This window comes from Marinomonas sp. AWM4_232 (genome assembly GCF_056158325.1).
The window spans coordinates 1,469,129-1,488,982 of sequence record NZ_JBSWTA010000001.1; the positions used below are offsets into that span (position 1 = coordinate 1,469,129).

Sequence of the window (19,854 nt, forward strand, 5' to 3'; positions counted from 1 at the left end):
TAAGCCGCCATCGTCGGGGAGGACATGGCTAAATTAGCAACTCTCATTCAAGAGGTTACTCATGTTAAAGACACTACAAAAAGTAAAAAAACAGTTAGTTGCGAGTTCTCTTGCTGTCGCTTTGGGCGCTGGCGCAGTAGCAACTTCTGCTCACGCAGCTGACCAAAACTGGCGATTTGCAAACCTTTACGGTCGTGGTACCGCTTTCGGTGAAATCTACGAAAACCTAGCGAAGAACATCGAAACAAACACTGACGGTGCAGTAAAAGTACAAGTACTTTACTCAGGTGAAGGTGTTGGTACGACGGGCATCCTAGGCGCAGTAAAATCTGGTCTAGTAACCATGGGCGCACCGTTCCAATCTATGCACGCTGGTGAACTTCCAGCAGGTGTTGTTGAGATCGGTCTGCCAGGCGGCACAGACAACACTGATGAACTACATGAGTTGTTCTACGACAAAGGCTGGGGTGAGATCCTAAAAGAAGCTTACGGCTCTCAAGGTCTAGTATGGCTTGACCCATACATCCAACCACCTGTTTACATCATCACAAAAGAGCCAATCAACTCTGTTGAAGACTTCAAAGGCTTGAAGATCCGTGCGCCAGGCGCATACGGTAAGTTCCTACGTAACCTAGGTGCTTCACCAGTATCTCTTGCTTGGTCTGAGATCTACACGTCTCTATCAACTGGCGTAATCGACGGTTCTATCGGTTCTAACATGATCGACCACCGTGACGGTAACCACGTTGAAGTTGCGAAATACATGTACAAACTGCCTCTAGCTGGCGCTCAAGTACTGCCAATCGTTGTTAACCGCAACGCTTGGAACAAGCTGACTGACGAACAGAAAGAAGAAGTTCGTGCGGCGACTAAAACTCACGCAGAAGAGCAGCTGACTAAATCTAAGAAATGGGAATCTGAAGCGGTTGCAGAAATGGAAGCGAAAGGTCTGAAATGGTCTCCAGAGCCATCTGAAGCTGACAAAAAAGCTTGGGCTGCAGCAGGTGCAGGTCTATGGGACGAATACGCTGCCTCTGATGAGTACAGCAAGCGTCTAATCGACGTACTTCGCGCTGAACAGAAGTAATCGATACTCCCTCTAGAGGCGAGCGCTTATGCGCTCGCCTTTTTCGTTTCTAATCGAGGTACATTTCCATGTTATTGACTGCGATGAGGCTATATTGCGCCGTGGTTCACCGAGTGGTGGAATTCGTCGGCAAATCTGTTTCTTATGTCATGCCAGCCTTGGCGTTTGTCGTAGCTTTCGAAGTATTTTCTCGCTACTTCCTAAATAAGCCAACTATTTGGGCTTATGACTTATCGTTGTTTATGTTCGGCTACATTGCCGCACTAGGCGGTGCCTACGCACAACAGCGCCGCGGCCATATCAACGTAGATATTCTTTATAACAAAGTGTCACCACGCGTACGTAGTTTGTTCAACATGTTCTCGTTTGCATTGGGGATTTTCTTCTTGGTGATCGTTTGCAAAATGAGCATTGGCAAGTTCGAAGAAGCACTTGAATTTAACTACCGCCGTCAAAGCGAATGGGCACCACACATGCACCACTTCTGGGTCATGATTGCCATCGCCAGCACACTACTCATCGCTCAGTTATCTAGCGACTGGTTAGATGATGCGGTGCATTTATTTACTGGTAAACGTCTATTACCAGAGCGTAATTTTGACGACGAGGACGACGCGTAATGATGAGTATCGAAGTGTTAACCGGCGTTTTGCTGGTCTGTATTTTAGTAAGCTTCGCACTTGGCGCTCCAGTGGGTCTTGCGCTAGGCGGTATTGCCATGGGTGTGGGTTACATCACATGGGGTGATGCACTGTTTAACGTGATTCCTACCACGTTAGAAGGCACTTACTTCAGCTTTATCCTATTGGCCATCCCATTGTACATCTACATGGGGCAATTACTGACACGTTCGGGTATCGGTGATGCCATGTTCAGTGCCAGCCAGTTGATCATCGGTAAAGTGCGTGGTTCCCTAGCCATTAGCGTTATCATCGTTTGTTCAATGATCGGTGCCATGGTCGGCATCATCGGTGCCGGTATCATGACTTCAGGTAGTATCGCGCTGCGTCCAATGCTTGAACGTGGTTACGATAAGCGCCTGGCCCTAGGTGTCATCATGGCCGGTGGTGGTCTAGGTATCTTGATCCCACCAAGTATCCCAATGATCATGTTCGCATCGTCTACGCAAAACTCCGTAGGTCGTATGTTCATTGGTGCTTTGGTACCTGCTTTGATCACGATTATCCTACTGATCGCATACGTAGTGATTTCTTGTAAGCTAAACCCGAAGAAAGCACCGCTTGATAAAGTACCAGAAGTACCACAAACACCGAAGCAGAAGCTACTAACGCTGCGTGACGGCGGTTTGTCTCTGCTACTGATCGTTGCAGTACTTGGCAGTATCATCATGGGTATCGCCACACCAACAGAATCCGGTGCAATCGGGGTAGTGGGTGCGATCATCCTAGCGATCTTCTTCAAACGCTTTAAGCCTAAAATGGTACAAAGCGCAGGCCTTCGCGCTGCCGTCCTAGTGAGTGTGGCAATGTGGATCATCTTCGGTGCCACAGTGTTCAGTAACTTCCACCTATTAATGGGCGTTCAGAACATGGTGGCAGGCTTTACTGAAGATCTTGGTCTACCGCCAATGATGGTCATCGTACTGTTCCAAATTATCATGCTGTTGCTCGGTTTCATCATCGATGAATTCATCATCGTTTTGATGTGTGCACCGATCTTCACACCGATTGCTGTGTCACTTGGCTTCGACCCAATTTGGTTTGGTATCTTGATGATCCTGAACATCGAAATCGCGGTACAAACACCGCCATACGGTTTCGCTTTGTTCTACCTAAAAGGTATCGCACCTCCAGGCATCACAATGCTGGACATCTACCGTTCGGTCACACCGTTCGTATTGATCAAACTCTTGGTATTGATCATCGTAATGTTCAACCCAGAGCTTGTGACTTGGTTGCCTGATAAGCTAATGAATTAGCGACTCTCAGAATAGCTGCAAACATTGAAAACCGCCTAAGGGCTACCTTAGGCGGTTTTTTTGATTGCTATGCTCTTAACTTCCAAGCAGGAAATACACAACATAAAGTACCTGCCAATAACCCATAAATCACCCACTCATAACCATTCTGTCCGCCGTACATAGAGAATCTTTCCAGCAAAACAACAGCAGCAGCACCAAAAGCAGCACCAAGCATTGTCATGGTGCGGGAAAGTGAACTGGCATCAGCAACCTTTTCTGTTGGCACATCGTGATAAACATGGGTCATGGCTAGAAGTGTCAATATGCCAAGTCCACCACCTCTGATAAACATACAACCTGCTAGCACAATGAGAGCGTTAATCGTTGTGAGAGAAAACAACAGAGGAGTAGTCCCAAGCACAGCAAGGGCAATACCTAAATAGGCCGTCCAAGAAGCGCCTAATTTGCTTACAAGCTTAGTAATATAAGAACGAGCAAACAGAGCACCAAGACCACTCACACTAATCATAACGCTTGCTAAAAAAGGAGACAATGCAACTTTTTCAATAAGAAATAGGGGCAAAATAAACAAGCTACCATAAAACATACTGCTTGATATTAAAAGCAACCCACACGACGAAAAGAAGCTTGAGATAGAAAAGAGTCGAATATCTACAATGGGGGCAGCCTTGTTCGATAACGCATGTCTAATAAAGGCAATAGTTGCTATCAAACAAACAGCCAGCATTATGAAGTTTAATTCAAGAGAGAACGTATTCGAAACAGCCTGACTCAAATTAGACAATAGATACAATATTAAACCAATGCTGATCGAAAACAGTAACCAGCCTTGCCAGTCCAACGCTTCTTCTGTTGTCTTGGTCCCTTGGGTTAACAAAGCCCTTGCCAATACTAACGCAAGTATCGCGACGGGCAGATTAATAAGAAAAACCCAACGCCAACTACCAAACTCTATTAACCACCCAGCCAAAACAGGCCCTAATATTGGTGCAATGACTGCCGGCACCGCTACGGCAGCCATTGCGGCTTTAAAGTGACTGCGTCCCACTTCAAATAGCAATACAGACTGCATCACAGGAGTAATAATTCCAGCACCGATACCTTGAATAAGTCGAGATAAAATTAACGTCTTGGGAGAGTCTGATATACCACACAGTAAAGACCCTAAAAGAAAAACGCTAAGCCCTAAGAGCCAGATATTTTTACTGCCAAAACACCTAGTTAGCCATGCTGTTAGCGGAATAGTACAGGCCGCGGCCAATGCATATAACGTAGCTACCCATTGTAACTCACTAAGCGAAGTCGAAAACTCTTGTGCTAATACTGGTAGCATGACTCCAACGACCGTCGCATCTAACAAGGGTAAGACACAGCCAACAATTAAACACAAAATAACCCGATGATAGTGTTGCCTTGTTAAGCCAGTATCATTTATTAACTCATGAGTTACATTCATATCAACTCCTTTACCCTAGTATTTCCAATATTGTTTTCATTAAATTTGGGTAAAGCATCAAATGTTAGCAAAAGAGAATTAGGTCCTCTTGTATACAAACCACTTTCAGAAAAGCGATATTTTTCTGATATTTTTAAATTTTTAAGTGAGTCTAATATAACATTAGCTGTTATTTCTATTTGTCGAAGAGAGAATTCTGCTCCCAAACAAGCATGCATACCAGTACCAAATGCCAGATGACGTTTTTTGCAGAAACCTTCTTTATTCTTGGCTCTTCTGTCTAAGATAAATAAGTTAGGATCATGAAATACTTTAGGATCACGATTAGCTGCTCCAATCATATTAAAAATAATAGAGCCTTTCTTTATAGAAATACCGCCAACAATACAATCCTCAGAAGCTTCTCTAGGAATGAGTTGAACAGGGGAATTAAGCCTTAATGTCTCCTCAATAGCGGCTCTTATTTTTTTTCTATCATTATAAACATCATCAAAAACTTCAGGCTGTTCTAGCAGATTTTTAAAAAGCATAGCGAGACTTTTATCTGCTGGCTCAGTTGCAGCCAATAATATATTTAAACATAAAGCAATAATCTCACTATCTGTCATAAGATTTTCGCTGTTATTAAGGTTGCATAATAGTGAAATTAAATCGTCTCTTGGATCTATTTTTCTTTGCTCTATTATAGGCAAGAGAAAGTCACTTAGATTTTTACTATATTGTAAACTTGTATTTTTTTCTTCCTCGGAAAGATTTAATTTTGTAATATAATCAGCAACACCTTTATGCCATAAGGCTATTTCCTTATAGTTATCTTTTGGTAAACCTAATATTCCCAATGTGACTAATATAGCATAATCCTTCCCGAACTCACTTACCAAGTCAATAGAACCTTTATATAAATAAGGGGTAATTAACTCTTGACTGATTGTTTTAATTAATGGTTGGTACTGATTTTTAAAATATTGACCGCTTAGTCCATGTAATACCGCTCTACGCTTTTCCGAATGCTCTTTACCTTCCATCTGAGCGAGTACTCGATCTCTCATGACTGGTTGAGCCCTTACGGATAAAGGCGCAGTGGTAAATGAGGGATCTTTTAAAATACGCTCCACTTCTGCATATTCGCCAACAAAATATGCGCCTGTTGCCTTGTCACAATATATAAGATCTTCATTATGAAGTGCTTGGTAAAAAGGATATGGGTTCTCTTGAAAAATAGGATCAAGAACATCAAAGAAACATAATTTAGACATATTTTTCTCCATATCAAAATAAATTAGAAGTGGGAGTGACTACGCCGTAGCTTTGTTTATCACTCACTTTTAATAAATAACTGCCTGAGAATAACCCTTCGCCAATAGGCCATGATCTATGATAAATAAGAGTAGACTTACTCACATCAAGGATTGATGGTGTATTAAGATAAAAAGGCAGTTCGGAAAAAATATAAGGCAGCGCTAAATCTATGTTGTCTTCTTCTAAATCTTTTTCATCTTGACCAACACCTCTTAGACGGCCAAGAATCGCTTGGCGGGACATATCTAAACATGACTTTCTAAATAAAGCGTCATTTTGATAAGCTTCTTCAACCTCTTTTCTTAAATTTATATAATATTCTGATTCATAAAAATCAGAAAATTTAATAACCCTTACAGAATGATACTCAATAGTAGATGATGATAAAATCTCATCTAGATTTTTAAGATGCCTTTTTATCTCTCTGTTGGTCTTTTTTAACGCTTTATGTTCGGAGTATCCACTTGCAATTAATAGTCTAGAGGCCTCTTTTTCACAAGGAATGAGAACATCAACCTGATTGAATTTAGTTAATGACCAGTTGATTAAAGCACTAACATATTCCTTTGAAAATCTAGAGTTAAATGGGCTTATTCCAACAAAAACATGCTCGCCCTCTTTAATAATTTCATCACATCGAACGGTTTCGCCTTCTATTGAAAATAAATCGTTTATATTAACTTCCCAACCAGACTGGTTCACATACGTATTATCACTTGCATATAAATTTTCCATTAGCATTATTTCCCTTACAGTATTTGAGATTAATATGAAATGAGTTAGAAACTATGAATAGTCGTCATTCTCAAGTATATTTGTAGCAAATTTCGAAATGAGCGGATTACGAAGGAATGTCAAAAACTATCGAGAAGCCATCAAGAATTGATACAAGAGTCGTTTCTTCCATTGAAGAAAGAAGTTTGCAGCCCAGTCAGTTAATGCCAATTAGGGCTATATCACGGCATATGACGACAACAACTAAGGTAATCTCCCATCATCATCACTGGGCTCAAGTGGTTTTTTCGAATACGGGCGTTGTTAAAGTCAGCAGTACCACTGGTGTGCATATTGTGCCTCCCAGACACGCTGTCTGGATTCCACCCAATGTTGAGCATGCGGCAACCTTACTGGAAAATGCTCAGTTGTTATCTATCTATATAGATGTTTCGATCAAACATTTACCACATTGGCATCAATGCCAAGTTTTCAAAGTGAGTTCACTTCTACATGAATTAGTAGTTGCTTTAGAACTGTTGCATGGGCATGAAAAAACACAGAGATATCATGCATTATGTGAGGTGATTTGCAGTGAGTTTGAGCATTTAAAAGCGCTTTCAATAGGAATTGTCATGCCAAAGGAGCGACGTCTAAAAGCCATATGTGAAGCGTTTTTAGAAGCGCCAAAACAAGCGACTACACTCAAATATTTATGCTCGCGGTCAGGAGCCAGTTTAAGTACGGCAACTCGGCTTTTTGACAAACATCTTGGTATGAATTTTAACCAATGGAGACAGCAAGTGCTTTTATCCCAAGCCGTAGCATTAGCCGCCCAGAAAATGCCTATCCAGCGAATTGCCTATGAACTAGGGTACACTTCTCCTAGTGCCTTTACCGCGATGGTGACCAATGCTGTTGGTATTCCGCCCAAACAATTTTTATACCAACAGACTGATCGATAAGCGAGATAATAGGTTGGCTATCTCCTTTTCTATTACTCCGAGTAACGTTTTAAAATCAACGCTGCATTCACACCACCGAAACCAAAGCCGTTACACAGTACATAGTCGACTGATTGCTGACGAGCATGCTTAGGAATCAGGTCAAGGTCTCTCATGCTTTCATCCGGCTGCTCTAGGTTCAAGGTCGCGGGTAGGGTAGACGTGCGTAGCGCTTGCGCACTGAAGATCGTTTCTACGCCGCCAGCGGCTCCTAGCAAATGACCTGTCGAAGACTTCGTCGAGGAAATCGCAACTGAGTTGATCGCCTCACCAAACACTGAGCGTAGGGCGTTAATTTCACCTCGATCGCCAACAGGCGTCGATGTTGCGTGGGCATTCACATAACCAATATCCGAGGCTTTAACACCCGCCATATTAATCGCTTGTTGCATGGCTCTGGCGGCACCTTCACCTGACTCAGGGCCAGCGGTAAGATGGTAAGCATCGCTGCTGGTACCGTAGCCGACAATCTCAACCAACGGCGTCGCTCCACGTTCTAAAGCATGCTCTAAGGTTTCTAACACCACTAGGCCTGCACCTTCTCCCATCACAAACCCTTCACGACCTTGGTCAAACGGACGCGATGCATGCTCTGGTGCATCATTGCGAGTAGAGAGCGCTTTCAATGCGCCAAAGCCCGCTAACGATAAAGGATCGATACAGGCTTCTGTACCGCCTGCTAAAGCCACTTTGGCTTCACCAGTTTTAAGCAAGCGAAGGGCATCGCCAATGGCTTGAACGCCTGCCGCACAGGCAGTAACCGGTGTGCCTAACGGTCCTTTAAAACCAAAGCGAATCGAAAGGTTACCGGCAGCCAAATTGGCTAAAAAAGCTGGTACCGTAAACGGCGATACGCGTCTTGCGCCTTGTGCTTTTCGTACCTCTTCCGCATGGGTGATAACGGGTAAGCCGCCAATGCCTGTGGCGATGATGGTTGCCGTCGCCTGTTTGTCTGCTTCAGACTCGGGATGCCAATTTGCCTGCTGCAGCGCTTCCTCAGCGGCAGCGATGGCAAATAAGGTGAACAGATCAATGCGCTTACGATCTTTTGGTGACAGATAGTCCGCTTCATTTAAGCCGTTTTCCAGTTCCTGATGGCTTGGAACTTGACCAGCAATCTGTGTCGTAACGCCTTCGCATAAGTTGGCAGGTAACAGACGTATGCCCGACTCACCTCGAATCAAACGTTCCCATACAGCTTCGACACCTATGCCCAAAGGCGAGACCATGCCCATTCCGGTGATCACATAACGTTGGCTTGCTAACATCGAGTTCTCCACATTTGTTTGCGAATTTATATAAACTCGTATGCTAAAGTTGAGCTATTTATGATCAAGATAATATTTTGCAGGGGGCAATATGCCTTATTCGCCGAAACATAAAGAACAGACTCGTCAGCGTATTTTGCAGGCTGCGGCAAAGTTATTTTGTTCAAAAGGGTTTGATCGGGTCACACTGAATCAAATTATGAAACAGGCCAATATGACCCATGGGGCTTTTTACGCGCACTTTTCCGGTAAGAGCTCTTTGTACGAAGCAGCGCTAAAGTTTGCTACGGCAAAAGGATTTTGGGCGCGTGCTGCGAAGCAAACCGAAGACAAAGAAACGCATTTAAAAGCGCTGATAGCGCGCTACCTGAGCTGGAGCGATCCCAACCCTGATTCACCATCGCCGTTAGAGTTCTTAGTCACCGATGCGGCGCATCAAGATGAAACGGTTCGTCAAACTTATCAGGAATGCTTTGATAGTCTTGTCGATCGGTTGGCAAACATTTTAGAAAAGCGTGGAGTGAAGCATGCTAAATGCCTCGCGGAAGAAACGGTTGTGTCTCTGGTAGGCACCGTATCAATCGCGCGTTCAGTCACTCAACCACTACGACAGGATTTTATCAAACGCGCCCAAGGTAGGATTCTGACGCGTTTGAATCAGGGGTTAGCCTGCAGGACGATGGTCGGTGACGTTACTTAGTCATCTTCTCGTTGTTGGTACCAATCAAGAATCACGGGCGCAACTTCAGGTCCCGCCACGATAAAGTGACCATTTAGCAGCGTATCCCGTTGGTTATAACGGAATGGCTTGCCACTTGGTGCTACTAACATCCCACCAGCGGCTTCGATAATGGCTTGCTGGGCAGCGGTGTCCCATTCGCTTGTTGGGCCACGACGCAGGTGCAGGTCTGCAATTCCCTCGGCAATACGACAACCTTTGATCGAACTCCCTTTAGGTAATTCACGTACCTGCTCGTAGGCTTCTTTGAGCGCGTCTTTCAAGTCTTGTGGCAGGGCAGGTCCATGACTTCGACTGGTCATCGCCACGAGCGGCTCACGGGGCTCACGTACTGAAATATTCTCGATGTCATCGTCATGCCATTTGATGGCACATGGTTCAATGCCTTGCCACTCAGTTGTCACACCAAAATAGCCTTCTCGCGTGGTAGGTAAGAAGACGATACCAAGAATCGGAGCACCGTCTGCCACGAGGGCAATGTTGATACTAAATTCACCATTACGCTTAATAAACTCTTTCGTACCATCCAGAGGATCAACAACCCAAAGCTGCTGCCAGTCTTTGCGCTCTTCGAAGTCCACGACTGCTTCTTCCGATAAAATTGGAATATCGGGTGTCAGGGCTTTCAGACCAGCCATGATAATGCGATTAGCAGCGATGTCCGCCGCAGTCACAGGGCTGTCGTCAGACTTGTGCTCTACGCCTAGGTCGGCTTTCTGATAAATCTCCATGATCGCATCGGATGCATCGTGTATGATTTGTTGCAGTGCTAGAAAAGTAGGGTGGCGACTTACATCCATCATAATAGTACTGGTTTCTTTCGTTTCATTTTTTCGTGTGTTCAATTTATGAGTAAAGCAGAAAAACAGCCAGATTCACAAGCGGTAAGATTAGATAAATGGCTCTGGGCAGCCCGTTTTTTCAAAACCCGTACACTTTGCAAAGAAGCCATCGACGGTGGCAAGGTGATGTACAACGGTGCCAAGGGTAAAGCCGCTCGTACGGTTGAGCTGGGCGCACTGATTACCATCCGTAAAGGCTGGGACGAAGTCACTGTAGAAGTGAAGGGCCTGAGTGAGCAACGCAAAGGCGCTCCTGAGGCTCAAAAACTTTACAGCGAAACATCCGAGTCCGTCGAGAAACGTGAACGTCGTGCTATTGAGCACAAATCTTTTGGTGGCCGCATCATGGCGGATCACAAACCCAACAAAAAAGAGCGTCGCGATATCAAACAGCTTAAACGAGACATTTTCGACTCGTCTTTTTAAAACTCCCCACTAAGTGGTTGGGGCGTATTGATAGTGCCCCTGCGTATTAATCACTTGGCCAGATAACTCAAGCTCCATAAGTGTCTGAGCTAAGTCCGACGCGCCCATGCCCGTTTTTCGGATCAAGGCATCAAAGTCCAAACCGATTCGCTCTTGCCAAAACAACTGCAACAGAGAAGAGGCTGGAGCTGATAAGCCTTCAGACTGAGGTATAGACGAAACCAGCTTAGAAGCCGCTGTATTAGCAGGGCTAACGCGCACTGTTTCCTGTGGCGCAGTGGCCTTACGAGCTTCTCGTGGTAACTCTTCGAGCATATCATCCGTCGAACGAACTAAGGTTGCACCTTGGCGTATCAGGTGGTTTGTACCACTGGATTGTGGATCGCCAACGCGCCCAGGAATGGCAAACACCTCCCGGTTTTCTTCCAATGCATAGCGCGCACTGATCAAAGATCCACTTTTTTCAGATGCCTCAACAACTAACACCCCATGACTCATGCCGCTAATAATACGATTACGAGGAGGAAATAGATTAGGCTTAGGGTGAGTGGTTAATGGGTACTCACTAACCAAGGCTCCACCGTGTTCAATAATACGTTCAAACAAAGCGTAGTTCTGCCGTGGATACCAGTTCAAAAGTCCAGTTCCCATGACCACTACGGTATTGCCTCGAGCCGCTAAAGCGCCTTGATGGGCATAGGCATCAATGCCTTTTGCTCCACCACTGCAGACCGCATAGCCACCAGAAGCTAAACGCTCACTCCACTCTTGCGCTAGCTTTCTACCATAGCCAGAGGCATTGCGAGCGCCCACCACACCAATACAAGGTTGCTGCCATGCCTCAATAGAACCTTTCACAAATAAAAATAAAGGCGGCACGGCAATCTGTTTAAGCAATGTCGGGTAGGTGGCTTCATCGCGAAATACGATCGACTGGTCGGCTTCGCTTAACCAACGCTCGGTTTGATTCAAGCGCTCTTCTAAGTCATAAGGAAGAGTACGGTATTTTAAGTAACGTTCGGCTGACTTGGCGACATGTTCTGACCAGCCTAATGCGCGTAGCACTTGAGCATCAACGGACTTAGCTGCAGCCTCAAGCTCAGAATCGTCGTTGCTGTTCAATGTATCAAACAGTGAAGCTTCTTCTTCCTCAGAAGAGCTCCAAGCGGAAAGATAAGTCCATAAACTTGCGAGACGCTTAGCGCCGATACTGGGTAATAAACTGAGTGCTAACCAGTCGCGCTGACTGAAGCCGTGGTGTGAGGTATTCATGCGGCAATCCTTGCAAGCATTGAGTGAATCCATTCAGTCACTGACAAAAGCTGTCAGAGTAATCGCTAAAATTTGCGGCGTATTTAACCATATTGCATAAAATTTAGCCAGTCTCATGCAGGCATTTCGAGCTGAATACGTTACAATATAGGCAACGCTAAATAACCCGATGGTGCTTATCCTTCGGGTACTATACGAACACTGTACTGGAAATCCCTATGGCTGTATTACCCATTTTAGAATATCCAGATCCACGTTTGCGCAAAGTGGCAGAGCCGGTCACAGAATTTACCGACGCCTTGCAAACAAAGATCGACGACATGATTGATACCATGTATGACGAGCAGGGCGTTGGCCTTGCTGCAACACAGGTAGACTACCACTACCGCATCGTTGTTATGGACTTCTCTGAAGAACGCAATGAGCCTATCGTGTTCATTAACCCTGAGTTCGACGTGCTAGACGAAGAGCCAAACGAGTTCCAAGAAGGCTGCTTATCCGTACCAGGTTTCTACGAGCACATTTACCGTGCTGCGAAAGTACGAGTCAAAGCTCTGGACCGACATGGTAAGCCGTTTGAAATGGACACGGATGAGTTGATGGCCGTTTGTGTACAACACGAGATTGACCACCTAGACGGCAAGCTGATGGTGGATTACTTATCGCCACTAAAGCGCAACCGTATCAAGACTAAGCTGCAAAAAGCACAGAAGAAACGTGCCTAGAAAGTAAATCGCACGATGCTATGAACGTCAGCGATTAACTTGTATTGAATAGTCACAACCATCTTCTTTTCAAAAATCAGGCTCCGGCCTGATTTTTCGTTACATGAAACTGTTTCGTTACATGAGGGCATTAGACGCACCATGACAGATACTACTCAAACGCCTCTACGCATTGTTTTCGCTGGCACACCGGATTTTGCTGCCGCCAGTCTTCAAGCTGTACTAGATCACACCGCACAGAATCAATACGAAGTAATCGCGGTTTACACTCAACCAGATCGCCCTGCGGGTCGTGGGCAGAAATTGGTTGCTAGCCCTGTTAAACAGCTTGCCCTGACGCACGATATTCCCGTTTATCAGCCGCTGAATTTTAAAGACGAAACCGATCGCCAAGCGCTAGCGGATTTGAATGCTGACATAATGATTGTTGCTGCCTACGGTCTGATTTTACCGAAAGCCGTATTGGACACACCTAAGCTTGGATGCATTAACGTACACGCTTCATTGCTGCCCCGTTGGCGAGGTGCCGCTCCCATCCATCGTGCTGTTATTGCCGGTGATACATTAACTGGTATTACCATTATGCAAATGGACGTAGGGCTTGATACAGGTGACATGTTGCTTAAGAAAGAATGCGATATTAAACCGGAGGACACATCAGGCTCATTACATGACCGCCTGGCAGTACTGGGTGGCGAAGCCTTGATCGAAGGTTTAGAAGCGATTAAATCAGGACAAGTGACACCTGAGAAACAGGATGAGTCACTGACTTGCTATGCAGATAAATTAACGAAGCAAGAAGGAGAAGTGGATTGGACTCAAGATGCTTCGGTGATCAGTCTTCGCATTCGTGGTTTATTGCCATGGCCTGGAGCTTATACTCAGACCCCAGCAGGGGTAATGAAGATCCACGCTGCAAAGCTGCTTAACACCGAAGACCAAGACTTCGAATGTGGCGAAATCACGATGGTCAGCAAAGAAGGGATCGTTGTGAACACCGGCAAAGGCTCCATTCTAATCACTGAACTACAATTCCCTGGCGGTAAACGTATGGCAGTGCAAGATGCACTGAATGGCAAATTTAAAGATCAACTGCAATTAGGCAAACGACTTGGGAGCCAAGCATGAGCCAATCCGCTCGCTTAGTCAGTGCGAGAATTCTTGAGCAAGTACTTTTACAGCGCGGCTCTTTGTCCACACAGATTAATAAGCAAATTAGCCAGGTCGAATACGACGAACAAGGTTTAGCCAAAGAACTGTGCTTTGGTGTGTGTCGCTTCTATCCGCAGCTGAACACCGTCGCTCTGAGTTTATTAAGCAAACCGTTTGAAGAAAAAGACTTTGATCTGTATGCCGCATTACTGATAGGGCTCTATCAAATTGAACATATGAGCACCCCTGATCATGCTGCGGTACATGAGTCAGTTGAGCTCTGTCGTCAGTTAGATAAAGAGTGGGCCACAAAGTTAATGAATGCCGTCTTGCGTCGCTATCAGCGAGAGCGTGATGACATTCTTGAGAACTTATCTTCTCAACCTTCCATGGCACACAACTTGCCTAAGTGGCTAGTGAAGCGATTTAAGAAACATTGGGGTGCGGAGCTGGACTCAATTATTGAAGTTACCAATGCTCACCCACCGATGTGTATCCGAGTCAACGAAGCACATGTTTCACGTGAAACGTACAAACAGAAATTAGCAGAACAGGGCATTGTTTCACGTGAAACGTCCTTTTCAGTATCAGGTTTGTACCTAGAATCCGCTGTACCGGTCACTATGTTACCTGATTTTGAAAACGGTCATGTCAGCATCCAAGATGAATCTGCTCAATTGGCGGCAAGCTTATTGGCTCCCAAAACAGGCGAGCGAGTGCTCGATGCTTGCGCAGCGCCAGGAGGTAAAACAGGTCACTTACTGGAACTCGCGCCTGACTTAGATTTAACGGCCGTCGAATTAGAGCCTTGGCGATTAGCTCGCATTGAATCAAACCTAGAACGCATAGGTGGATCAGCGGCGTTAATCTGTGGCGATGCCAGTCAGCCAGATCAGTGGTGGGATAAAACTGCGTTCGACAAAATCCTATTGGATGCTCCCTGTTCTGCAACAGGTGTTATCCGCCGTAACCCGGATATTAAGATCAACCGTAAGCCAGATGACATTGCTGCGCTCTGCGACATCCAAGCCAGTATTTTGGATGCCACTTGGCAAACCTTGAAGCAGGGCGGCTACTTGCTTTATGCGACGTGTTCTTTGATGCCAGAAGAAAACGAGCAGCAGATCGCAAGCTTTTTGGCTCGTACCGAAGACGCCAAGGAATGTCCTCTGAACCTACTTAATGACAAGTTATCTCTCAGCTTTGGTAAAGCTGTTTCCCATGGGGTACAAATCTTTCCGACACAAAATGGCCAAGACGGCTTTTATTACTGTCTAATCAAGAAAGACTGATCCTCTCTCCAATACGAACCCTCTTATGAAAAAAGGAGGGTTCGTATTGCTTCAAAATATATAGATTATTCGCCAAAACAACGTTAAATATTTCTTCAATCGCGTTTAAAATGTGTACGCAATAGACTCTTATTTTAAGACGTTCTTTCACATGCGATGAGCACAATGCTCTAAGGCTGACCATGAAGATCATAATTATTGGCGCGGGCCAAGTTGGCGCGACGCTGGCTGAGAACTTGGCAAACGAAGACAACGACATCACAGTCATCGATACCGATCATAATCGTTTGCGCGAGCTACAAGATCGCCTAGACATTCAAACAGTTCATGGCAGCGGCTCCCACCCAGACGTATTGGACCAAGCAGGTTGTAACGATGCCGATTTGTTAATCGCCGTTAGCAACCAAGACGAAACCAATATGATTGCCTGTCAGGTCGCCTATACGCTGTTTAAGACCCCAACGAAAATTGGCCGTATTCGTTCCAATGCTTACTCGAAATACCCAAAGATATTCGCCGATACGGCTTTGCCGATGGACGTTCGTATCAGTCCTGAAAAGGAAGTAACGAAACACTTGAGTCGCTTGATTCGTTATCCTGGTGCGTTACAAGTGATGGAATTCGCCGAAGGTAAAGTTCAATTAGTGGTGGTCAAAGCAGAAAAGGGCGGCCCTCTGATCGATCGCCCAATTAGCTTTTTGCGCGAACACATGCCATCTATTCAGACTCGTATTGCGGCTATTTATCGTAATGGTCAGTCCATCAAGCCAGACGGCAATACGCATATTCATGCCAACGATGAAGTGTTTTTCTTGGCCGCACAGCGCGATGTAATGGATGTGATGAGTGAGCTGCGTCCATTGGACACACCTTATCGTCGTATCATTATTGCCGGAGGCGGTAATATCGGTGAGCGTCTGGCACAAAGTCTTGAGAAAGAGTATCGGGTGAAAATCATCGAACGCGATCCAGAACGTTGTCGCGTACTTTCTGAAACCCTAGATAACACCATTGTGTTAAATGGCGATGCTTCAAAACAAGAGCTACTGCTGGAAGAAAACATTGAATCCACCGATGTGTTTTGTGCTATTACCAATAATGATGAAGCCAACATTATGTCATCGATGTTGGCCAAAGTGCTTGGTGTACGTACGGTAATGACCATCATCAATAACCCAGCCTACGTCGACATTGTTCAAGAAGGCATGATTGATATCGCTATTTCGCCGCAGCACACGACGATCAGTTCGCTATTGAGTTTTATCCGTCGTGGTGACGTGGTCAATGTTCACACCATGCGTAAAGGTGCAGCGGAAGCACTCGAAGCGGTCGCGCACGGTGACCATCGCTCCTCGAAAGTTGTGGGGCGTTCGATTGCAAATATTCCACTACCGGAAGGGGCAACCATAGGTGCCATCGTGCGTGAAGACGAAGTGATCTTAGCCACTGGAGAAGTCGTCGTTCAAGCAGAAGACCATGTGATTATTTTTGTCTCGAACAAGAAGCAGATCCCGGCAGTAGAGCAACTGTTCCAAGTTGGCTTAAGCTTCTTTTAACATGCAAACTAACTTCTTTTTACTAACGTCCCACGCTTCGGCTGGGACATTTTTTTCATAAGGCCAAGACATGCATATTCAGGTAATCCTGCGCGTTATCGGTTTGCTTATTATGATCTTCAGTTTGACGCTGTTACCACCGATCATCGTTTCATTGATCTATCAGGACGGCGCACTGCAGGCATTCCTATATGCCTTGCTCATCAACTTGGCAAGTGGTTTGGTCATTTGGTTTCCGTTTCGAAACCATCGTGGTGATTTAAAAATTCGCGACGGGTTCTTGGTAACCGTCTTGTTCTGGACGACTCTGGGCCTGTTCGGTTCGGTGCCATTCTTTCTCGCGACAGACCCACATCTGAGCTTCACTGACTCTTTGTTTGAATCCCTGTCTGGTCTAACTACAACCGGTGCCACTATTTTAACGGCCATCGATGACTTGCCGCAGTCCATCTTATTTTACCGTCAATGGCTTCAATGGTTAGGCGGTATGGGGATCATCGTCTTGGCGGTAGCCATCATGCCGATGCTGGGCGTCGGGGGCATGCAGCTTTATCGAGCCGAAACGCCAGGGCCAGTAAAAGACTCAAAACTGACGCCACGTATTGCCGAGACCGCTAAGGCACTTTGGTATATTTATGCGTCGTTAACCATCGTCTGTACGCTAAGCTATTGGGCGGCGGGGATGAGCTTCTTTGATGCCTTGTGCCATAGTTTCTCCACAGTAGCGATTGGTGGTTTCTCCACCCACGATGCCAGTATTGGCTACTTTAACAGCGTCACCATTGAAATCATCTGTACGGTATTTATGGTGATCGCCGCACTGAACTTCGGCTTGCACTTTTATGCTTGGCGTATGCGCAGTGTTTGGCATTACTTCAAAGATCCTGAAGCACGCTTCTTTTTCTTCTTACTAGGTAGCGCTATTTCCTTATCCACTTTGGTACTGATTTTAACTGAAACCTTTGATTGGCAGACGTCATTGCGCTACGCCATTTTCGAAAGTGTTTCCATCGCAACCACGGCCGGATTCAGTACTTCGGACTTCTCTGTATGGCCGCATTTCTTACCGTTCTTATTGATCGTAACATCCTTCGCTGGCGGCTGTGCTAGCTCAACCGGTGGTGGTATGAAGGTGATTCGTATTCTACTGATTCTGAAGCAGGGCTTCCGTGAGATTCAACGTCTGGTACACCCAAACGCTGTCATCCCCGTTAAGGTAGGCGGTAAAGCAATTCAAGAGCGAGTAGTGTCAGCGGTATGGGGATTCTTCTCTGCCTACTTGCTTGTGTATGTCATTCTAATGATTGGTTTGATGGCCACAGGCATCGATCAAGTTACCGCTTGGTCCGCCGTGGCGGCGACGCTAAACAACCTAGGCCCAGGTTTAGGGGAAGTGGCTGCAAACTTTGCGTCCATTAATGATCCGTCGAAATGGATGTTGTGTTTCGCCATGCTGCTTGGTCGTTTAGAAGTCTTCACTTTACTGGTCTTGTTTACCCCGATGTTTTGGCAGAAGTAGCAAAGGAATAACCGATGACACCCGCAACGCAAATACTAAAGAAGCGTAAGATCACTTTTACTCAACACGAATACGAGCATGATCCTAGCTGCCAAAACTTCGGTCAGGAAGCCGCAGACAAACTTGGCTTGGCTCCAGAACAGGTCTTTAAGACGTTACTGGTTACGGATGACAAAGACGTTTTCGTAGCCATTGTGCCGGTGACCGGTAAGTTGAATTTAAAGCGTACGGCGGCCGCGCTGAAAGTCAAAAAGCTGCGCATGACTGAGCCAAAAGACGCAGAACGCTTAACGGGATACATCGTCGGGGGGATCAGTCCAGTAGGGCAAAAGAAAGCGTTAGTCACCATCATCGACAGTAGTTCTGAAGCGTTTGATAAAATCTACGTGAGTGGTGGTAAGCGTGGCTTCGATATTGGTTTGGCCCCCAAAGACCTGGCCAGTGTTTGTCGACAAACCGTTTTCTCAGATATCGCTGAGTCTTGATACGACATGGCATTGTCAGCAACAAGATGAGATAAAAAAAGAAGGAGCTAATGATTAGCCCCTTCTTTTCATTTACTGGTTACATATTCGTTAAACGTGTTGATGTTCTTTATAAGGATTTAACGCACCATGAGGCTGTAATTTGAAGCGCTTGTATTCCCATTGATATTGACTCGGAGCACGTTCCACCAGCTTTTCAATCGAAGCATTCAGCCCCGTTAAAGAGGTCACTGTGTCCTCATCGTAAAAGCGGCTGTCCACTTCAAAGGCATTTACCTCAAATCCTTTAGCCGTTTGAATACAACCAACAACAAATGCTTTGGCGCCAGTCTTTTGAGCTAGCTGACCCGCTAACGTCATAGTGTAAGCTTGATGGCCATAAAATGGAGCGAAGTCACCGCTTCCTTTTTGCGGAACTTGGTCTGGTAACATACCCACCACACCATCGGCATTAAGCGCTTTAACAATCTGCATCACCCCACGTCGGTTAGTGGGAACCAATTCGCCACCCGCGCGATTACGAGCTTCGAGAATAAAGGCATCTAGGCTTTCATCTTTGTTAGGGCGATACATCGCCGTCATAGGACGAATGGCACTGACAAAGACATTCACCGCTTCCCAGTTACCAATATGAGGCGCTAAAACAATCACACCACCTTTACCTTCCACCGCTTGTTTTAGCTCGGCTGCGCCATCGCCTTCATAGCAACGATCAAGGATGTATGACACATCACGGGTCCATAAATGCCCCATCTCAGCGAAGGTCTGACCCATATGTTGTAGGCGGCTGTTACGCAATCGAATACGTTGCTCCTTGTCTAAATGTGGCAAACATAATTCAAGGTTACGATCAATCGCTCGGCGCGTTCGACGATCAAAGCGAAGCCCTAAAAACCCCACCATACGCCCAATACGACGTACAAATGGAAACGGTAACTTCCCCATGGCTTTTATCAGCTTTGTCATTGGAGAGGAGGTAACTTGCTCGGACATAACACCCACTTAATTTGATCAATCTATATCTTTAGCCGAAGGAGTAAGCGAACTGCACTTAAAAAGTGTTTCACGTGAAAACA

General features: G+C 45.6%; 19 protein-coding genes. 12 read left to right on the plus strand and 7 right to left on the minus strand.

Annotated features, from left to right (window positions below):
- Positions 1-61: 61 nt before the first annotated feature.
- The 3 genes from ACXAC1_RS07015 to ACXAC1_RS07025 all read left to right on the plus strand — a co-directional run bounded on the left by ACXAC1_RS07015 (position 62) and on the right by ACXAC1_RS07025 (position 3,026).
- Positions 62-1,087, plus strand: coding sequence for a TRAP transporter substrate-binding protein (locus ACXAC1_RS07015; RefSeq protein ID WP_475060303.1), 1,026 nt, complete (start codon positions 62-64; stop codon positions 1,085-1,087).
- A 68-nt stretch (positions 1,088-1,155) separates the two neighbouring features.
- Positions 1,156-1,707, plus strand: a complete 552-nt coding sequence (locus ACXAC1_RS07020; protein ID WP_133561503.1) for a TRAP transporter small permease subunit — start codon at positions 1,156-1,158, stop codon at positions 1,705-1,707.
- Entirely contained in the window at positions 1,707-3,026 is a 1,320-nt protein-coding gene (locus tag ACXAC1_RS07025) for a TRAP transporter large permease (RefSeq protein WP_211342159.1), read from the plus strand. Before ACXAC1_RS07020 ends, ACXAC1_RS07025 begins: the two co-directional genes overlap by 1 nt.
- A 67-nt stretch (positions 3,027-3,093) precedes the next feature.
- Here ACXAC1_RS07025 and ACXAC1_RS07030 read toward each other — a convergent pair whose 3' ends face one another.
- From ACXAC1_RS07030 to ACXAC1_RS07040, 3 genes are read right to left on the minus strand one after another with little or no spacing between them, the layout of a single operon-like run.
- Entirely contained in the window at positions 3,094-4,485 is a 1,392-nt protein-coding gene (locus ACXAC1_RS07030; RefSeq protein WP_475060306.1) for a DHA2 family efflux MFS transporter permease subunit, read from the minus strand.
- The gene (locus tag ACXAC1_RS07035; protein ID WP_475060308.1) at positions 4,482-5,741 is read right to left on the minus strand and encodes a cytochrome P450, cyclodipeptide synthase-associated; all 1,260 of its coding nucleotides are present in this window, start codon (positions 5,739-5,741) and stop codon (positions 4,482-4,484) included. The genes ACXAC1_RS07030 and ACXAC1_RS07035 overlap by 4 nt, the downstream gene beginning before the upstream one ends.
- A 13-nt stretch (positions 5,742-5,754) precedes the next feature.
- The gene (locus ACXAC1_RS07040) at positions 5,755-6,519 is read right to left on the minus strand and encodes a tRNA-dependent cyclodipeptide synthase (protein ID WP_475060311.1); all 765 of its coding nucleotides are present in this window, start codon (positions 6,517-6,519) and stop codon (positions 5,755-5,757) included.
- Between the two features lie 116 nt (positions 6,520-6,635).
- Here ACXAC1_RS07040 and ACXAC1_RS07045 point away from each other — a divergent pair, with 116 nt between their 5' ends.
- Positions 6,636-7,463: an AraC family transcriptional regulator gene (locus tag ACXAC1_RS07045; RefSeq protein WP_475060313.1), complete on the plus strand. Its 828-nt coding sequence runs from the start codon at positions 6,636-6,638 to the stop codon at positions 7,461-7,463.
- Between the two features lie 32 nt (positions 7,464-7,495).
- Here ACXAC1_RS07045 and fabF read toward each other — a convergent pair whose 3' ends face one another.
- Positions 7,496-8,770, minus strand: a complete 1,275-nt coding sequence (fabF, locus tag ACXAC1_RS07050; RefSeq protein WP_475060315.1) for a beta-ketoacyl-ACP synthase II — start codon at positions 8,768-8,770, stop codon at positions 7,496-7,498.
- Positions 8,771-8,861: 91 nt separating this feature from the next.
- Between fabF and ACXAC1_RS07055 the strand changes: the two genes are divergently transcribed.
- A complete protein-coding gene (locus ACXAC1_RS07055) occupies positions 8,862-9,470 on the plus strand; it encodes a TetR/AcrR family transcriptional regulator (RefSeq protein ID WP_228190664.1) in 609 nt (202 codons plus the stop codon).
- Here the strand turns inward: ACXAC1_RS07055 and cysQ are convergent.
- On the minus strand, positions 9,467-10,312 hold the full coding sequence (gene cysQ, locus ACXAC1_RS07060; protein ID WP_475060318.1) for a 3'(2'),5'-bisphosphate nucleotidase CysQ: 846 nt from the start codon (positions 10,310-10,312) through the stop codon (positions 9,467-9,469). The two genes, ACXAC1_RS07055 and cysQ, sit on opposite strands and share 4 nt — an antisense overlap.
- A gap of 45 nt (positions 10,313-10,357) precedes the next feature.
- On the opposite strand from cysQ, the gene ACXAC1_RS07065 reads away from it, so the two are divergent.
- Positions 10,358-10,777 carry an RNA-binding S4 domain-containing protein gene (locus ACXAC1_RS07065; RefSeq protein WP_475060320.1) on the plus strand — a complete coding sequence of 140 codons (420 nt, stop codon included), beginning with the start codon at positions 10,358-10,360 and terminating at the stop codon, positions 10,775-10,777.
- A gap of 9 nt (positions 10,778-10,786) precedes the next feature.
- Here the strand turns inward: ACXAC1_RS07065 and dprA are convergent, their stop codons facing one another.
- A complete protein-coding gene (dprA, locus tag ACXAC1_RS07070) occupies positions 10,787-12,049 on the minus strand; it encodes a DNA-processing protein DprA (protein ID WP_475060322.1) in 1,263 nt (420 codons plus the stop codon).
- A 218-nt stretch (positions 12,050-12,267) separates the two neighbouring features.
- Between dprA and def the strand changes: the two genes are divergently transcribed.
- From def to ybaK, 6 genes are all read left to right on the plus strand, one after another.
- Entirely contained in the window at positions 12,268-12,774 is a 507-nt protein-coding gene (gene def, locus ACXAC1_RS07075) for a peptide deformylase (protein ID WP_133561515.1), read from the plus strand.
- A 141-nt stretch (positions 12,775-12,915) separates the two neighbouring features.
- Positions 12,916-13,902: a methionyl-tRNA formyltransferase gene (fmt, locus tag ACXAC1_RS07080; protein WP_475060325.1), complete on the plus strand. Its 987-nt coding sequence runs from the start codon at positions 12,916-12,918 to the stop codon at positions 13,900-13,902.
- Complete coding sequence (rsmB, locus tag ACXAC1_RS07085; RefSeq protein ID WP_475060327.1) at positions 13,899-15,218, plus strand: 16S rRNA (cytosine(967)-C(5))-methyltransferase RsmB; 1,320 nt, start codon at positions 13,899-13,901, stop codon at positions 15,216-15,218. The genes fmt and rsmB overlap by 4 nt, the downstream gene beginning before the upstream one ends.
- 182 nt (positions 15,219-15,400) lie before the next feature.
- Positions 15,401-16,774: a Trk system potassium transporter TrkA gene (gene trkA, locus ACXAC1_RS07090; RefSeq protein WP_228190668.1), complete on the plus strand. Its 1,374-nt coding sequence runs from the start codon at positions 15,401-15,403 to the stop codon at positions 16,772-16,774.
- 70 nt (positions 16,775-16,844) lie between these two features.
- Positions 16,845-18,293 (plus strand): TrkH family potassium uptake protein, encoded by a 1,449-nt coding sequence (locus ACXAC1_RS07095; RefSeq protein ID WP_475060330.1) that lies wholly within the window; start codon positions 16,845-16,847, stop codon positions 18,291-18,293.
- A gap of 14 nt (positions 18,294-18,307) precedes the next feature.
- A complete protein-coding gene (gene ybaK / locus ACXAC1_RS07100; protein WP_475060332.1) occupies positions 18,308-18,778 on the plus strand; it encodes a Cys-tRNA(Pro) deacylase in 471 nt (156 codons plus the stop codon).
- 90 nt (positions 18,779-18,868) lie between these two features.
- Here the strand turns inward: ybaK and ACXAC1_RS07105 are convergent, their stop codons facing one another.
- Positions 18,869-19,771 (minus strand): lysophospholipid acyltransferase family protein, encoded by a 903-nt coding sequence (locus ACXAC1_RS07105; RefSeq protein ID WP_475060335.1) that lies wholly within the window; start codon positions 19,769-19,771, stop codon positions 18,869-18,871.
- Between the last annotated feature and the right edge of the window lie 83 nt (positions 19,772-19,854).

Coding starts and splice junctions, on each gene's coding strand:
- ACXAC1_RS07035 (WP_475060308.1), bottom strand. CDS start 5,741: ATGTCTAAATTATGTTTCTTTGATGTTCTTGATCCTATTTTTCAAGAG.
- ACXAC1_RS07020 (WP_133561503.1), top strand. CDS start 1,156: ATGTTATTGACTGCGATGAGGCTATATTGCGCCGTGGTTCACCGAGTG.
- fabF (WP_475060315.1), bottom strand. CDS start 8,770: ATGTTAGCAAGCCAACGTTATGTGATCACCGGAATGGGCATGGTCTCG.
- ACXAC1_RS07040 (WP_475060311.1), bottom strand. CDS start 6,519: ATGGAAAATTTATATGCAAGTGATAATACGTATGTGAACCAGTCTGGT.
- ACXAC1_RS07065 (WP_475060320.1), top strand. CDS start 10,358: ATGAGTAAAGCAGAAAAACAGCCAGATTCACAAGCGGTAAGATTAGAT.
- ACXAC1_RS07055 (WP_228190664.1), top strand. CDS start 8,862: ATGCCTTATTCGCCGAAACATAAAGAACAGACTCGTCAGCGTATTTTG.
- ACXAC1_RS07015 (WP_475060303.1), top strand. CDS start 62: ATGTTAAAGACACTACAAAAAGTAAAAAAACAGTTAGTTGCGAGTTCT.
- ACXAC1_RS07095 (WP_475060330.1), top strand. CDS start 16,845: ATGCATATTCAGGTAATCCTGCGCGTTATCGGTTTGCTTATTATGATC.
- trkA (WP_228190668.1), top strand. CDS start 15,401: ATGAAGATCATAATTATTGGCGCGGGCCAAGTTGGCGCGACGCTGGCT.
- ACXAC1_RS07105 (WP_475060335.1), bottom strand. CDS start 19,771: ATGTCCGAGCAAGTTACCTCCTCTCCAATGACAAAGCTGATAAAAGCC.
- ybaK (WP_475060332.1), top strand. CDS start 18,308: ATGACACCCGCAACGCAAATACTAAAGAAGCGTAAGATCACTTTTACT.
- def (WP_133561515.1), top strand. CDS start 12,268: ATGGCTGTATTACCCATTTTAGAATATCCAGATCCACGTTTGCGCAAA.
- rsmB (WP_475060327.1), top strand. CDS start 13,899: ATGAGCCAATCCGCTCGCTTAGTCAGTGCGAGAATTCTTGAGCAAGTA.
- ACXAC1_RS07030 (WP_475060306.1), bottom strand. CDS start 4,485: ATGAATGTAACTCATGAGTTAATAAATGATACTGGCTTAACAAGGCAA.
- cysQ (WP_475060318.1), bottom strand. CDS start 10,312: ATGATGGATGTAAGTCGCCACCCTACTTTTCTAGCACTGCAACAAATC.
- ACXAC1_RS07045 (WP_475060313.1), top strand. CDS start 6,636: ATGTCAAAAACTATCGAGAAGCCATCAAGAATTGATACAAGAGTCGTT.
- fmt (WP_475060325.1), top strand. CDS start 12,916: ATGACAGATACTACTCAAACGCCTCTACGCATTGTTTTCGCTGGCACA.
- dprA (WP_475060322.1), bottom strand. CDS start 12,049: ATGAATACCTCACACCACGGCTTCAGTCAGCGCGACTGGTTAGCACTC.
- ACXAC1_RS07025 (WP_211342159.1), top strand. CDS start 1,707: ATGATGAGTATCGAAGTGTTAACCGGCGTTTTGCTGGTCTGTATTTTA.